At 73.5% G+C, this 15,186-nt stretch carries 13 protein-coding genes; 7 read left to right on the forward strand and 6 right to left on the reverse strand.

Translation table 11 applies throughout. The features are described 5' to 3' along the window. Positions 1-307: 307 nt before the first annotated feature. From M2157_RS03820 to M2157_RS03835, 4 genes are read left to right on the forward strand one after another with little or no spacing between them, the layout of a single operon-like run. Entirely contained in the window at positions 308-1,450 is a 1,143-nt protein-coding gene (locus M2157_RS03820; RefSeq protein WP_280868160.1) for a polyprenyl synthetase family protein, read from the forward strand. Next, positions 1,447-3,015 carry a phytoene desaturase family protein gene (gene crtI, locus M2157_RS03825; RefSeq protein ID WP_280864415.1) on the forward strand — a complete coding sequence of 523 codons (1,569 nt, stop codon included), beginning with the start codon at positions 1,447-1,449 and terminating at the stop codon, positions 3,013-3,015. The genes M2157_RS03820 and crtI overlap by 4 nt, the downstream gene beginning before the upstream one ends. Beyond that, positions 3,002-3,997 carry a phytoene/squalene synthase family protein gene (locus tag M2157_RS03830; RefSeq protein ID WP_280864416.1) on the forward strand — a complete coding sequence of 332 codons (996 nt, stop codon included), beginning with the start codon at positions 3,002-3,004 and terminating at the stop codon, positions 3,995-3,997. Before crtI ends, M2157_RS03830 begins: the two co-directional genes overlap by 14 nt. Next, complete coding sequence (locus M2157_RS03835; protein WP_280864417.1) at positions 3,994-4,998, forward strand: DUF5914 domain-containing protein; 1,005 nt, start codon at positions 3,994-3,996, stop codon at positions 4,996-4,998. The genes M2157_RS03830 and M2157_RS03835 overlap by 4 nt, the downstream gene beginning before the upstream one ends. Positions 4,999-5,050: 52 nt before the next feature. On the opposite strand, the gene M2157_RS03840 is transcribed toward M2157_RS03835, so the two are convergent. The 4 genes from M2157_RS03840 to M2157_RS03855 form a co-directional block, all read right to left on the reverse strand. Next, positions 5,051-6,547, reverse strand: a complete 1,497-nt coding sequence (locus tag M2157_RS03840; protein ID WP_280868161.1) for an NAD(P)/FAD-dependent oxidoreductase — start codon at positions 6,545-6,547, stop codon at positions 5,051-5,053. Positions 6,548-6,600: 53 nt separating this feature from the next. Further along, entirely contained in the window at positions 6,601-7,332 is a 732-nt protein-coding gene (locus M2157_RS03845; RefSeq protein WP_280864418.1) for a class I SAM-dependent methyltransferase, read from the reverse strand. After that, positions 7,329-8,552, reverse strand: a complete 1,224-nt coding sequence (locus M2157_RS03850) for a lycopene cyclase family protein (protein ID WP_280864419.1) — start codon at positions 8,550-8,552, stop codon at positions 7,329-7,331. The genes M2157_RS03845 and M2157_RS03850 overlap by 4 nt, the downstream gene beginning before the upstream one ends. A 268-nt stretch (positions 8,553-8,820) precedes the next feature. Then, complete coding sequence (locus M2157_RS03855) at positions 8,821-9,816, reverse strand: MerR family transcriptional regulator (protein WP_280864420.1); 996 nt, start codon at positions 9,814-9,816, stop codon at positions 8,821-8,823. 163 nt (positions 9,817-9,979) lie between these two features. Between M2157_RS03855 and M2157_RS03860 the strand changes: the two genes are divergently transcribed. The 3 genes from M2157_RS03860 to M2157_RS03870 all read left to right on the forward strand — a co-directional run bounded on the left by M2157_RS03860 (position 9,980) and on the right by M2157_RS03870 (position 12,181). Further along, a complete protein-coding gene (locus M2157_RS03860; protein WP_280860366.1) occupies positions 9,980-10,588 on the forward strand; it encodes a sigma-70 family RNA polymerase sigma factor in 609 nt (202 codons plus the stop codon). A gap of 107 nt (positions 10,589-10,695) precedes the next feature. Then, positions 10,696-11,535, forward strand: coding sequence for a DUF4397 domain-containing protein (locus tag M2157_RS03865; RefSeq protein ID WP_280864421.1), 840 nt, complete (start codon positions 10,696-10,698; stop codon positions 11,533-11,535). Beyond that, positions 11,528-12,181 carry a class F sortase gene (locus M2157_RS03870; RefSeq protein ID WP_280864422.1) on the forward strand — a complete coding sequence of 218 codons (654 nt, stop codon included), beginning with the start codon at positions 11,528-11,530 and terminating at the stop codon, positions 12,179-12,181. The genes M2157_RS03865 and M2157_RS03870 overlap by 8 nt, the downstream gene beginning before the upstream one ends. Before the next feature lie 292 nt (positions 12,182-12,473). On the opposite strand, the gene M2157_RS03875 is transcribed toward M2157_RS03870, so the two are convergent. Together M2157_RS03875 and M2157_RS03880 are read right to left on the reverse strand one after the other, a co-directional pair. Next, positions 12,474-13,724: a serine hydrolase domain-containing protein gene (locus M2157_RS03875; protein WP_280864423.1), complete on the reverse strand. Its 1,251-nt coding sequence runs from the start codon at positions 13,722-13,724 to the stop codon at positions 12,474-12,476. Then, entirely contained in the window at positions 13,714-15,186 is a 1,473-nt protein-coding gene (locus M2157_RS03880; protein ID WP_280864424.1) for a class I adenylate-forming enzyme family protein, read from the reverse strand. The genes M2157_RS03875 and M2157_RS03880 overlap by 11 nt, the downstream gene beginning before the upstream one ends.

Consider the following 15,186-nt stretch of genomic DNA (forward strand, 5'->3'; position numbering starts at 1 on the left):
TACCGACTTTCGGTACCGGGCTCAGGCTTGTCCGGCCCGTTTCCGGTACCGCGACGTCGCTCCTTCTGATGGCCGGGCTGGGGCGGTCGGTGGTCACCCCGCGTCTGCCTCACCCCACGTCTGTCTCGCCCCGCGTCTGCCCCGCACCGACGGTGCCGGAGGCCGCACGACGGGCACCGCTGCCGCACTCCGGATCATGGCCGCTCCCGAAAGGCCCGCGCACCCAGCGGTGAATCGGCGCATCCGTACAGGGGCACTCGGCAGAAGCACGGGTGTGCAGGTGACCGAGAGTGAGAAGGGGTTGCGCATGCCGGGACTGCGGCCCACCGTGGCCGAACCGGTCGGGTCGGCCGACCGGCCGTTCACGGCCCAGGAAGCCGTCCGTGCCGTCGAGGCGGAGCTCGGGCGTGTGCTTGACGAACGTATGTGCCGGGCCCGGGAGACCGATCCGGTGTTCGCCCGCGATGTCGCCGGCCGTGTCTCCGCGTTCGTCCGGCGCGGCGGGAAGCGGCTGCGCACGGCGTTCGCGTGGTGCGGATGGCGGGCCACCGGCGGATCGGGCGACGTCACGGCACTCCTGCGTACGGGCGCGGCCCTCGAACTCCTCCAGGCGTGCGCCCTCATCCACGACGACGTGATGGACGGCTCGCCCCTGCGCCGCGGCGCACCGGCGGTGCACGTGGACCTGGCCCGTATGCACCGGGCCGCACGGATGACGGGCCCGCCCGAAGCGTTCGCGATGTCCGCCGCGGTGCTCGCCGGTGATCTGGCCCTGGCCTGGGCGGACGACCTGCTGACCGAGACGGCTCTCGGCTCACCGCACGGCCTCCGGCTGCACCGCGAGTGGCAGGCCATGCGCGGCGAGATGGTCGCCGGGCAGTACCGGGACATCCACGCCCAGGCCACCGGAACGTCCGGACTCGACGAGGCGGTGAGCATCGCCACGCTCAAGAGCGCCCTGTACACGGTCGAGCGGCCGCTGGCTCTCGGCGCGGCACTGACCGGCGCCGACGCCTCCGCCCTGGACGCGCTGCGCTCCGCCGGACGGTGCGCCGGTCTGGCCTTCCAGCTCCGCGACGACCTCCTGGGCGCCTTCGGAGACCCGGCCGTGACGGGCAAACCGGCCGACGACGACCTGCGCACCCGCAAGCTCACCTATCTGCTCGCCGTCGGTGTCAGGCTCGCCGAGGCCTCCGGTGACGAGGAATCCGCCGACGCGCTCGCCCCGGGCACGCCCCTCCCCTCGGACGAGGCCGTGGCGCGGATGCGAGCGGCGCTGGAGCGGACCGGGGCGCGGGCCGTCGTGGAGTCGAAGATCACGCAGCTGGGGGCGACGAGTCTGCGGCACTTCGACCGGACCGGCGCCGAGTCCTTCGTACGGCGGGAGTTCGCCACCCTCGTCGAACGGGCGGCGGGCGTGGCACTCGAGCGCGCCGGGGAGGCCGCGTGAGGACCGTGCCGGGGCCGTCGGATCATGTCGTCGTGGTGGGCGCGGGGCTGTCCGGCCTCGCCTGTGCCCTGCACCTGCTGGGCACAGGCCGCCGGGTCACGGTCGTCGAACGGGACGCCGGTCCGGGCGGCCGGGCCGGCCGCGTACGCCTCGGCGACTACGAGGTGGACACCGGTCCCACGGTCCTGACCATGCCGCACCTGGCCGACGAAGCCTTCGCGGCCGTCGGCGACAGCCTTGCCCGCCACGTCGAGCTGACGGCCCTGCACCCCGCCTACCGGGCCCGCTTCGCGGACGGGACCTCCCTCGACGTACACACCGACGGCCAGGCGATGGAGGCGGAGGTCCGGCGGTTCGCCGGACCGGCCGAAGCGGCCGGCTACCGCGACCTGCGGGAATGGCTGGAGCGGCTGTACCGCGCGCAGATGCGGCGCTTCATCGACACGAACTTCGACTCGCCCTTCCAGCTGCTCCACCCCGACCTGGCCCGCCTGGCGGCTCTGGGCGGCTTCGGGCGGCTGGACCGGCGCATCGCCCGCTTCCTGGCCGACCCCCGCCTGCGCCGGGTCTTCTCCTTCCAGGCCCTGTACGCCGGGGTCGCCCCGGCCAGGGCCCTCGCGGCGTACGCGGTGATCGCCTACATGGACACCGTGGCCGGCGTCTGGTTCCCCAAGGGCGGTATGCACGCGCTGCCCCGCGCGATGGCGGACGCGGCGGCCGACGCGGGTGGCGAGTTCCGCTGGTCGGCCGAAGCGGCCTCGCTGGAGCGCTCGGCCGGACGGGTCCGTGCCGTGCGGCTGGCCTCCGGCGAGCGGATCGCCTGCGACGCGGTGGTGCTCTCCTGCGAGCTGTCCGCCGCGCACCGGCTGCTGGGGCGCGCGCCACGGCGCCCGGTGGGGCTGCGTCACTCGCCGTCCGCCGTTGTCCTGCACGCGGGCACCGACCGCACCTGGCCCGGCCTCGCCCACCACACTCTGTCCTTCGGCGGAGCCTGGGAGCGCACGTTCGACGAGTTGACCCGCTCGGGTCGGCTGATGAGCGACCCGTCCCTGCTGATCACCCGGCCGACGACCCACGATCCCGCCCTGGCGCCGCCGGGCAGACACCTCCACTACGTGCTGGCCCCCTGCCCCAACACCGACGTCGGCCCCTCCGCCGACGCGTGGCGGGACCTCGGGCCGCGCTACCGGGAGAGCCTGGTCGCCGAGCTGGAACGCCGGGGCCTGGACGGATTCGCGGACAGTGTCCAGGAGGAGATGCTCGTGACTCCGCTGGACTGGGCCGCGCAAGGGCACGCGGCGGGCAGCCCCTTCTCCGTCTCCCACACCTTCGCCCAGACCGGCCCGTTCCGCCCGCGCAATCTGGTGCGCGGCGCCGACAACGTCGTACTGGCCGGCTGCGGCACCACCCCCGGTGTCGGCGTTCCGACGGTGCTCATCAGCGGCAAACTCGCCGCGGCGCGCATCACCGGGGGCGGCCCACACCGTTTCGCCCGCACCCGCCCGGCGCGCCCAGCACTTGCCCCCACTCCCTTGACCGCGGAGGACGTCCATGACCCGTCGTGAACTGGACGCCGCCGGGATCACCGCCCCCGCCCTGCGCGCCGCGTACACGCACTGCCGGCGGCTCAACGCCCGCCACGGCAGGACCTACTTCCTGGCCACCCGGCTGCTCCCGGTGGAACGCCGCTCCGCGGTGCACGCGCTGTACGGCTTCGCACGCTGGGCGGACGACATCGTGGACGACCTCGACGGGCACCGCACGCCTGAGGAGCGCGACCGGCTGCTGCGCCACCTGGAGAGCGATCTCGCGCACGGGCTGCGTACCGGCGGCGGAACCGAGCCCGTGGTCCGGGCCGTCGCCGACACCGCCGACCGGTACGGCATCCAGCCCGGGCTGTTCGCGGACTTCCTGGTCTCGATGCGCAGCGACCTGCACGTCACGGACTATCCGACCTACGCCGACCTGCGGGCCTACATGCACGGCTCGGCCGCGGTGATCGGACTGCAGATGCTGCCCGTGCTCGGCACGGTCGTACCCAGCGCGGAGGCGGCACCCCACGCGGCCGACCTCGGGGTGGCGTTCCAGCTCACCAACTTCCTGCGGGACGTGGGTGAGGACCTGGACCGCGACCGCGTCTACCTGCCGGCGGACCTGCTCGCCGCCCACGGCGTGGACCGGGCGCTGCTCGAGTGGAGCCGCCGCACGGGACGCGGCGACCGGCGGATCCGCGCGGCGCTGATCGCCGCCGAGGACATGACGAGAGAGGCGTACCGGGCGGCGGAACCCGGCATCGCCATGCTCGACCCACGGACACGCCCCTGCATCCGCACCGCGTTCACCCTGTACAGCGGCATTCTCGACGCGATCGCGGATCAGGACTACACCGTGGTGCACCGCCGTGCGGTGGTGTCCCGCGGGCGCCGCGCGGCCACGGCTGCCGCCGGAGTCGTACGCATCGCGGGCGCGCGGTGGCAGGCCCGCACCGGGCGCGGAGCATCCCGGGCGGATGGCGCGGCCATCCCGACGAAAGGACCGGCGCGATGAGCGACCGAGCGGAACGGATTGGCTGGACACCGCCGTTGCGGCGGCGCCGGCGGTCGGACTGGGCGACGCAGACGCCCACCTGGCGGGAGGCACGCCCGGCTCTGATCGCCGACGCCCTCAAACGGGCTTCGGCCCGCCCGTCCGGAAACTGGTTCGTCGTCGGTGCCTCCCGGGACGTACGCGCCGGCGGCCGCCCGTACGGCAGGACCGTGGGCGGTGTCGAGGTGGTGCTGTGGCGGTCGGAAACCGGCGAACTGCACGCCGGCCCGGGCGCCTGCCCCCACCTCGGGGCGCCCCTGCGCGACAGCCGGGTGGTGTGCGGCACGCTGGTGTGCCACTGGCACGGACTGGCCCTGGACGGGGGGCCGTTCGCCGGATGGGATCCCTACCCGGTCCACGACGACGGGGTCCTGGTGTGGGTCCGGCTGGACTCGGTCGGCGGCGAGGAGCCGTTGGAGCGTCCTGTGGTGCCGGTACGGCCGGCGGCGGGCAGCGGGGTGGACGCCGTGTTCACGGCGGTCGGGCGGTGCGACCCGCAGGACGTGGTCGCCAACCGGCTCGACCCGTGGCACGGCTCGTGGTTCCACCCGTACTCGTTCGTCGACCTGACGGTGGCCCGGCCGCCGACGGGCGAGGACGATTCCTTCGTCGTCGACGTCTCTTTCCGTGTGACCGGCCGTCTGGTGGTGCCGGTCCGGGCGGAGTTCACGGCGCCCGGACCGCGTACGGTCGTCATGCGCATCACCGAGGGTGAGGGGTCCACATCCGTGGTGGAGACTCATGCCACGCCGCTGACCCGCGAGGCGGACGAGCGGCCGCGGACCGCGGTGGTCGAGGCGGTCGTCGCCGCCTCGGACCGGCGCGGCTTCGCCCTCGCGCGGGCCGCCGCGCCCGTACTGCGCCCTCTGATGCGGCGGACGGCCGGCCGGCTCTGGCGCGACGACCTGGCGTACGCGGAGCGGCGCTGGGCGCTGCGCAGCACGGGACGGTTCCCGGGATAGCACCGCGCAGCGGTCACCCGGCAGCCGGTGGGGGCCACCGCATGCCGGGGACTCAGCGTCTCCCGGCCGCGCCGAGCGCTCGCAGTACGGGTGAACGGCCGGCCCGGGGAACCGTCCACAGCACCTGTCCCCGGACGCCCCAGGCGTCGAGCAGGGCTCCCGCGGCCAGGAAGCCCGTGGTGGCTGCGCGTTCCATGAGGGCCACGGGCAGGTCGCAGCGGATCGCGTCACCGGCCAGCGTCACCCGGGGGTGCGGCGTCAGCACGGTGGGCCGCCGGGAATAGGAGCCGACCGGGAAGAACGGGCAGTCGGAGCGCCACTCGTGCCGGGCGTCCACGACCCGTGCGTGCCGTGTCTCCGGGTAGACCCGGCGCAGGCTCTCCGTGAGGCGGTTCTGCATCGCCTCCGGGTCGGTGCCGGCGGGGACGGCGTAGGCGTGCAGTTCCACCACCGAGCCGCCGGTCCGGGCCGCCCAGCGGGCGGCCTCGCCCTCGTAGCGGTCGAGGACGCTGATGTTGTCGAGGCCGTCGTAGCCGCTGGTGCCGAGGAACCCGGGGCGGTCGGCGCGCACCGGCCGGTCCAGCCAGAGCCGGGAGACGAGGAAGGCGGGGGCGGTGTCCAGGGCGGCGATGTCGCCGCGCCAGGCAGGGGTACCAAGGCGGGGTGACGCCGCGACGACCCCTCGCAGCGCTCCGGGATCGAGTGCGAGTACGGCCGCGTCGTACCGGTCGGTGGCGCTGTCGGTCCGCACCTCCACTCCCCCGCCGTCGCACGGGTGGACGCCCTGCACGGGTGTGCCGGTGCGGACATCCGTCCCGAGGCCGCGGAGGTAGTCGCCGAGGGGCTCCCACAGGGCCTGGGGGAAGGGCTCGTTCGGCACGTCGAAGAGCAGGCCCTCCGAGGAGCCGAGGAAGTAGATGTGGAACATCAGCAGCAGTTCCGCGGCGGACAGTTCGCGCGGGTCGGCGAAGAAGCTGCGCGAGAACACCTCGAAGGCCAGATGGTGCGCGGCTTCGGGGAAGCGGACGCGCTCCAGGAAGGCCGTCGCACTCATGCCGTCGAAGCGTTCGTAGACCTCGGGGACGCGTACGTCCAGGAGGGGCAGCGCGGCCCGGGCGTCCATCGCGGTGAGGTCGCGCCAGCCGAAGGTGGGGCTGAGGGCGACGAAGCCGAGCGCGCTGAACGGCGGTGTCCGCGGAACGCGGGCGAAGCTGTCGGTCAGCCCGCCGCTGTGCCGCAGTGGGTAGTCGGGCAGCGGCCTGAGACGGTCGAGGCCGGGGTCGGTACGCCGCAGCAGGCCGCGCAGGTTGTAGTACTGGCGGAAGAAGGCGTGGAAGCCGCGGCTCATGGTCGCCTCGGAGCCGTCTGCGAGGCGGGTGCGCCACCCCGCGAGACGGCCGCCGAGCGACTCCTCACGTTCGTAGAGGGTCACGCGGGCGCCGCGTTCGGCCAGCAGGGTGGCCGCGGCGAGACCGGCGATCCCCCCGCCGACCACGGCGACGCCCGGCGCGGCCGCGCGGTCGAAACGGTCCCGGCCGGGCGCGGGCATCACGATCTCGGCCTTGCGGTCGCGGCCCCACCTGGCCGCTCGCCGCGGGGCGCTCACCGGGCGTCCCCCGCCGGTGCGGCGGACCCGTTGCGGGCCAGGAAGGTGTGCACGATGCCGGTCTGCCATCCGGCGACGGGTGCCGCGCGCACGTCCGTGAATCCGGCGCGGGCCAGCCGGGCGGTGAAGTCGGGGGCCGTGTCGAAGTCGAGGACGCTTCGCCACAGGTGACGGTAGAGGGCACGGTCACCGCTGAGGGTGCCCGCCGGGATGATCACCCCTCGGCACACGGCCGTCCACACGGCACGGTGGGCAGGGGAGCCGCTGAGACTGTACTCGTGGACGGCGAGCCGTCCCCCCGGCCGGAGCAGTGAGCGGACGGTCCCCAGGACGCCGTCCGGATCGGTGACGTTGCGGAACAGGTAGGCGGCGAACACCGCGTCGTACGGTCCCTCACCGGCCGTCGCCGCCTCCTCGGCGGTCAGGTGCAGGAAGCGCACATGGGCCGGCCACGGTTTGGCCAGTGCGCGCCGCAGCATCCCGGCCGAGGCGTCGACGGCCGTGATCCGGGCGCGGGGCGCGGCCCGCAGGAGGGCCCGGGTGGAGGCGCCCGTGCCGCAGCCGAGGTCGAGGATGTGCAGGCCGGCCCCGGCCCGGGGCAGCCGGAGCCGTCGGGCCGAGCGCAGGAGGTCGGTGCGGTAGCCGGGGTTGAGAGCCGTGAGGCGGTCGTAGGTGTGCGACGCGTGGTCGAAGGCGCGTGCCAGGTCGTCGTCGCGCAGCAGTGTCATCGGTGGCTCTCTCCGATTCGTGGGGCGGGCTGGGACCGTCGGGGCAGGAAGGGGAGTTCGAGGGCGGTCCGGAGCATGGGTCCCACGGGGGTGCGCAGGCCGATGCCCCACTCCTCGCTGAGCGAGGTGTCGCCGTCGAGGAAGCGCAGCAGACGTTCCGGCGGAACGCGTCGGAACAGGCCGGTGAAGAAGCCGGGACCGTCGATCCGCCCGGTGTCCAGCGCCCGCAGCAGCACCGCGTCCATGGCCAGTGCCCGTCGTCCGTGCGGTGCGGGCACGCTCGCGCGGCCGTCGCGCAGGGCGGCGGCGATGGCCCTGCTCTGCCGCTGCACGGCGGCGAAGGTGTAGCCGGTCGCCGGGCGGGTGGCACCGCCCGCGGTGCCGATCCGGAAGACGGAACTCCCGGTACGGCGGGGGAAGCGCGCGTCGGTCATCGGGATGACGCCCTGCTCCGCCGATTCGACGGTGAACGCCCCGAGGCCGAGGATGTCGCGACAGTAGTGGGACAGTGCGGCCTCGTAGACCGTCGTGGTCAGCGGAGCACGGGAGAACTCGGTGTACTCGACGAGCGCCCTGCCCGGCGCCAGCGGCAGCGTGTAGCCGAAGGCGAGCCCGTGGCGCGGCTGCGGCACCCGGAAGTCCATCAGATCGGCGACCGCGGGGTCGAACCGGTCCGCTTCGGTGCGCACGAACCAGCCACGGAAGTGCTGCATCAGCTGTGTCCGGGCCGGTGGCAGAGAGCGCAGGGGGCGGGAGTCGAAGACCTGGCGGGCGCGGAGTGTCAGCGTACGGCCGTCGGACGTCGTGCAGCGGACCTCCGCGCCGTCGGCCGTGTCGTGCACCGTGTCCGCGGTCGCGCGCAGGACGCGCGAGCCTGGTGAACGGGCCAGCCGGGCATGCACCAGCTGTTCGAACGCCGTGGATCGGAGCATGCGGTAGCGCAGCGGGGACGGGTCCACGGTGATCGTCCGGCCGTCGGTACCGTGCACGCGCAGCCGGGACCAGGAGGCGCTGACGGCTTCGGCGAAGTCGCCGGTGCCCCGCTCCCAGTAACACCAGGTCCGCTCGGGCGGACGCCGCGGGCCGTCCGGTGCTTCCACCAGGGTGACGGTGGCGGAACCGGTCGCCGTCAGGTGGTGCGCGAGACTGAGCCCGGACGCGCCGCCGCCGACGATGACCACGTCGGAGGTTTCCGTGGGCGCCGCGGGAGGTCGGCTCACCGGACACGCCGTTCGGCGGCGGCATCGCGCACCGCGCGGGCGCCGTACGCGTCGAACAGGCCGCCGCCGGTGGCGGAGGGGCCCGGTACCCGTGCGCCGTTGATGTCCACGTCTCACTCCTGATCGCAGAGGCACGCGTGCGGCTCCCTCTCCTTGCCCTCTCTTCCGTGAGCCTGCCGCCCGTGGATGCGCCGGACACAGACCAACCGGAGTGGACCTGCCGCTCTCCTCACGTCCGTCCGACCAGGTACCCGACGGACGCACCACGTCACCTCAGAGCGATGGACTCCACGGCCGTGAGGGCCTGTGCCAACCCGGACGGATGCGGTGACCCCGGCACGGTCTGCCCGGCCCAGCCGGGCCCGAGTGTCAGGACGACCGGCTTCCTGCGGGCACCCCGCACACCCCATTCGATCGCGGCCACGTGCTGAGCCAGCGGCCGGCTCGCGGTGGTGCGCGACTGCGCCCACAGCCCCACCGCGGCCGGACCGGTCCTGCGTACCGCGGCCACGAGCGACTCGACGGGCAGCGCGCCGCCGAACATGCGCACCGGCAGGCCCCGTTCGGCCAGGGCGGCGGCCAGGACCTCCAAGGGCAGCGTGTGGTTCTCGGCGGGGACACAGGCGAGGACCGTCGTGGCGCCGGGCCGGTCGGGGACCGCGGGCGGGGCGTGGCGCCGCAGCACGCCGGACACGTGCCAGGACAGGAAGTGCTCGACCTCGACGTACCTCTCGCCCGAGCTCTCCCATTTGCGGCCGACCGCCTGAAGAGTCGGCATGATCACCTCCGACCACGCCGCGACCAGGCCGTGTTCCTCGATCGCGGCGTTGAGCAATCCGTCGAGCGCGACGGCGTCGAGACGCAGGGCCGCACGGGCGACTCCCTTGCACTCCTGACGCACGTCGCCCAGGCGAAGACCGGTGCCGGCCCGGCTCCGGCCGCGGGCCGCGGGCAATGGGGACCGAACGGAGCCCACCTGGGGGGCGGGCGTCTCCGGACCCGCCTCGTCCAGTGCCAGACGGGCGGCCTCGGCAGGCGGCAACCCGGTCGCCGTCAGCGCGCACATCCGCTCCAGCCGCGCCACGTCCACGGCGGTCCAGCGACGATGCCGGCCACCGGTGTGCGCCGTGGGGCCGAGACCGTAGCGGCGGTCCCAGGAACGGACCGTGGTCGGTGCCACCCCCAGACGCCTCGCCACCTCCCCGGTGGTCAGCCCGCCGCCACGCGGCGCGTCCTCGCCACCGTCATCTCTGTCCAGGCTCATACTCCCCACTGTACGACGCATAAACGACGCATGTTGTCTGCGTCGTTTCAGCTCACGAGACTGGCACGCAGGCGCTCGGTCGCTACGGCGTCTGCCGGCCGGACCGGTTCGGCAGGCGGCCTTCCGGCCCCCGCACGGGACGCACGGCAGGAGGAACAAGCCCATGACCACGAACACGCGATCCGCCGGTGTCCGCACCCCGGCCGCGGAGGAGACGCCGTGCGAGGAAGAACTGGCCCGCGGCCTGTGCGCCGCGGACGAGACCGCGTTCGCGGCCGTCTACCGGCGTTGGGGCTCACTCGTCCACACCATGGCCACCCGCTCGCTCGGCGACGCCCATGAGGCCGAGGACGTGACCCAGCAGGTGTTCCTCGGCGCCTGGCGCGGACGGGACGGCTACCGTCCGGAGCGGGGCCCGCTCGGCGCCTGGCTGGTCGGCATCACGCGCCGGAAGATCATCGACGCACTGGCGGCCAGGACGAGGCGTCTCACGCTGATCGACTCGATGGTGTCCGACGCCGACGTGCACCGCCACGAGGCGGGCGCCCCGGACGACGTCCTGGACCGGGTGCTCCTGGTCGACGCCCTGTCCCGGCTCCCGCGCCATCAGCGCGAGGTGCTGTGCATGGCGTTCTACGAGGACCTGACCCAGGCCCAGATCGCCGAGCACACCGGCATCCCCCTGGGCACCGTGAAGAGCCACACCCGACGTGGCCTGCTTCGGCTGCGTGAGGGGATCGAACGAGGCCGCGCCGCCGAGAACACCGCGTAGGTACGGACCGGAACCCGCCGCCGCGCGCATCCAGGGCGGCGGCCGCGCACGAAACAGCCACGAGACTCCGCATCCGGCGGAACCTCTCACCGAAGGTGTTGATCCTCATGACCTCCCGGACCCCCCTCGTCCTCGCCGCCTCGGCCGGCGCATGCGCCCTGGCTCTCGGCGTCTCCGCCCCCGTCATGGCGGCCCCCGCCGCCGGAAGTGCCGACCCGGCCATGGTGTCCGTCTTCCACGGCGTCCCCGGACTGACCGTCGACGTCTACGCCAACGGCAGCGAACTGCTCAGCGACTTCGAGCCCGGCACCGTGACCGACCCGCAGTCCCTCGATGCCGGCACCTACGACATCCAGGTCTTCGAAGCCGGGAAGAGCCCCGACGGCACACCGGCCATCGAGAAGGAGATCAAGGTGCCGGCCGGAGCGAACGCCACGATCGCGGCCCACCTCTCCGCCGACGGCAAGCCCCAGCTGACGGCGTTCGTCAACGACGTCGCTCAGGTCGACGCGGGCAACGCCCGGCTGACCGTGCGGCATGTCGCCGCCGCCCCGGCCGTGGACGTCCGAGCGGGCGGACAGCCGGTCTTCAAGGGACTGGAGAACCCGAAGCAGGACACCGCGGTCGTCGACGCCGGCACCGTTTCGGCCGATGTCGTGCTCGCCGGCACGGACACCGTGGCGATCGGTCCGGCCGACCTGAACCTCAAGGAGGGCACCAGCAGCATCGTCTACGCCTGGGGCAGCGCGACCGACAAGAATCTCGAGCTGGCGACCCAGACGCTCAGCGGCATGGAATCCGCGCCGAACGCCGTCCACGCGGGCGGCAGTGGCGCCGCCGTGAGTGCGAACTCCTCGGACCAGTGGCTGGGTTGGGCCGCCGCGACCGGGGTGGTCACCCTGGCGGCCGTCCTGGTGACCCGCCGGGCCGCAGGCCGGCGTGGGTGACACGACACGACGGCTCACCGGCCTCACAGTGGCGACCGCCGCCCTGGCGGCGGTCCTCACTCTGGGGGCCGCCCCGTCGGAACATGCCTCTCCCCCAGACGATTTCGGCACTCCCGCTACGGCACGGGCCGCCGCAACCGGCACGCTCTCCCCCGCCACCGAGGCACGGACGAGTCCCCCGCCCCAGGCTCAACTCCGGCACCTTCCCCAGCGCGTTCTGGTGCGCGACGTGGGCCTGGACGCCCGTGTCCGGCCAGTGGGCGTGACGGAAGCGGGCGCCATGTCCATCCCGGCCGATCCGGCCGTCGCGGGCTGGTATCGCTTCGGAGCGGCTCCCGGAAGCTCGCACGGGTCGTCCGTACTGGTCGGACACGTGGACAGCAACACGGGAGCCCTCGGCGAGTTCGCGGCGCTCTACGACGTGGAGCCCGGAGACACGGTCGAGGTGCGACGCGCCCACGCCGAGCCGGCTCTCTACCGCGTCACCGCGCGTTCGACGGTACCGAAGGGCGACCTCCCGTCCGCCACGTTCCGCCGGAGCGGCCCCCCGGTCCTCACCCTCGTCACGTGTGCGCCTCCGTTCGTCCCCGAGAAGGGCGGTTACCAGGCCAACCTGATCGTCACCGCCGAACCACTCGCGGCCTGAGGCGCAGCACAGGAACAGGAGGGTGACGGTGCCACATGTCGAGCCCGCACACCTGATGGAACTGGCGCTGGGAAACGACATCTCGAGCGACGACGCCGGCGCCCTGCGGCACATCGCCGCATGCGACCGCTGCCGGGAGGAACTGAGCCTGATCACACGGGTCGTCGTCTCCGCCCGTGGCGTGGAGGAGTCAGACCTCCCGGCCGCCCCTCCAGAGCGGGTGTGGCAGCACATCACACAGGAGTTGTCCGCAACGGAGAAGACTCACGGCCTTTCCATGGCCTCGGCCGAGTCACATCGCACCCGCCGCTCCACGAACCCCCACGGCCGGACGCTCCGTTACGCTCTCGGCCTTCTCGCAGGCATCGCCTTCGTCCGCTGGTGGAGCCGGGGCCGTCAAGCCCCCTGACAGCACTAGTCCGTGAGGTCCGCCGCCAGGTTCGCGATGTTGGTGAGCAGTGCCGTGCCGCGCCGGGAGTGGTCGTAGCCCGCAAGCGGGTAGCCGTTGCTCAGGCAGGTGAAGGACAGGCCGGTTTCCGGGTCCATGAAGCCGAGTTGGTAGGCGGCTCCGGCGCTGCCGAAGAGGACGGGTGAGCCGGTGGACGGCAGGTTGCTGCCCGCGTCCGGGCCGGCCACGGTGACGAACAGGCCCATGCTGGTACGGCGGGCTTGAGCCGCCCCCGTAGATCTGCTCCCCGTGCGGGTGGTCCGTCAGCCGGATCCGGGTGCCCTCCGCCACGGCCTCCGGCTTCCACAGGCCCGAGTGTTCCAGCGCCTGGAAGTACAGGGCGACGTCGGCGGCCGTGGCAACCAGGGCGTGGCTGGGCTCCCCGGCCGCCAGCACCCGCGGGTCGGCCAGGTACCAGGGGCCCCAGGGGTCGGGCTCCTGCTCGTCGCTCGTGCGGTCGGTGGCGGTCATCGGGGCGACGGTGCCTGCCTGGCGGTCCACCGGGACGCCGAGTTCGAGCGAGGACAGGCCGAGCGGTACGGCGATCCGGTCGCGCAGGTAGTCGGCGAACGCCAGCCCCGTACGCCGCTCCACGATCTCGGCGATCAGCCAGGCCGCCGAGGTGAGGTGGAACTGGAAGCGGCTGCCCGGCACGTAGTCGAGCCGCCAGCGGCCGAAGGCGGCGAGGCGCTGCTCGCGGTCGAGCATCTTCGGGTACCCGAGCGGTGCGAAGGGGAAGCCGGCGGTGTGGGTGAGCACCTGCTCGACCGTCACCTCCTCCTTCCCGTTGGGCGCGAACTCAGGGATGATCGCGGCGACTTGCTCGCCCACATCCAGCAGTCCCTCGCCGATCAGCTTCCAGACCGCGCCCGCGACGATCGACCGCCCGACGGACTGCAGGACGTATCGCGTGGACGGTTCGGCGTCCCCCCAGGTCTCGAAGGCGACCAGCCTTCCGCCTCTCGCCACGGCGACCTGCGCGGACGGCAGCGGTCCGTGCTCGACCTCCAGACGGATCCGGCGCAGGAGCACGTCCAGCCGGTGCGGGTCGACGCCGACGGTCTCCGGGGCGACGACCGCGTGGTCAAGCGTCATGTGTCTCTCCTTCGAGCGGGGTCGGCTCCCGAAGGCTTCGGCGTACGACCTTGCCGTTCGCGTTGCGCGGCAGGTCGTCCACGAACCACCAGCGGACGGGGACCTTGAACCCGGACAGCCGGGCGCGGGTGTGGCTTCTGAGTGCCGCGGGCTGCGGTGGGGCGTCGGGATCGGCGGGGACTACGAAGGCGACGACGGTCTGGCCGAGCCGCTCGTCCAGGACGCCGGTGACCGCGACGTCCGCCACCCCGGGGTGCGCGGACAGGACCGTCTCCACCTCCATCGGGTGGACGTTCTCACCACCCCGGATGATCATGTCGGTGCGTCGGCCGAGCAGGTAGAGATACCCGTCCTGGGCCACGCGGCCCAGATCGCCGCTGTGCAGCCAGCCTTCGGTGTCGATCTTGAAGAGGTGGTCGGCGCGGGCGTGGATCTCTCCGATGCCGTCCGGGCCGGGGTCGTGGACTTTGACCTCGACACCGGGGGCGGGCCGCCCCACCGACCGCAGCAGCTCGGTCCGTCCGGCCACTGCCTCGCGGTGGTCCTCCGGGGTGAGCACGCTGATCGGCGAGCCCTCGGTCTGGCCGAACATGTTGAGCATGCGGACGCCGGGCATCGCCTCGTACGTCCGGCGCAGGGTGCCGGGGCGGACGGGCGCGCCGCCGTACTGGAGGGTCCGCAGCGTCTCGTGGCGGGCCTGTCCGGCCGCCAGCAGGGTCTCCAGCATCGCGGGGACCATGCTGGTGTGTGTGGTGCCGAGGTCCCGCAGCAGGGCCCAGCCCTCGACGGTGAAACGGGGCAGGCCGGTGATCAGCGCGCCCGCGGCGAGCGCGACGGCGATGTTGCCCAGGCCCGCGATGTGGTGGAAGGGTGCGCTGCCGCCGTAGAAGCTTTCGGGGTCGAGCCCGCACAGCCGTCCGTTCACGCGGGCTCGGGCGGCCAGGCGCCGTTGGCTCATGGGGACGGGCTTGGGCAGGCCCGTCGTTCCGGAGGTGTGCAGGACGGCGGCGAGGTCGTCGGGTCCGGCAGTCAACTCCCGTTTACCGGGGAGCAGTTCGGGCACGACGGCGATCCGCCGGCCGGACAGCTCGGCGACCTGTCTGCCGAGGTCGGCGAACTCGGGCTGCGCCAGCAGGACTTGGGTCCGCGTTCCCTTGACCACGGCAGCGATCTCGTACGCCGTCATCCGCACGCCCAGCGGTGCGAGCGGGTGGCCGGATCCGGCGCCGCCGATCACCAGCGCGAGGGCGTCGGCGGAGGTCGCGACCAGCGCGGGCACCGGTTCGCCGGGCTCCAGGCCGAGGGTGTCCAGCCAGTCGGCCGCACCTGCCGCGCGGTCGAGGAGTTCGCGTCCGGTCCAGGTCAGGTCGCCGAACCGGACGGCGGGGCGGGCATGGTCGTAGGCGCGGCTCACCATGGCGGTCCAGGTGGCCGCCTGCACGCCTTCCTGCGCGGCGGCCAT

The sequence above is a fragment of the Streptomyces sp. SAI-127 genome (assembly GCF_029894425.1).
Lineage (GTDB): Bacteria > Actinomycetota > Actinomycetes > Streptomycetales > Streptomycetaceae > Streptomyces.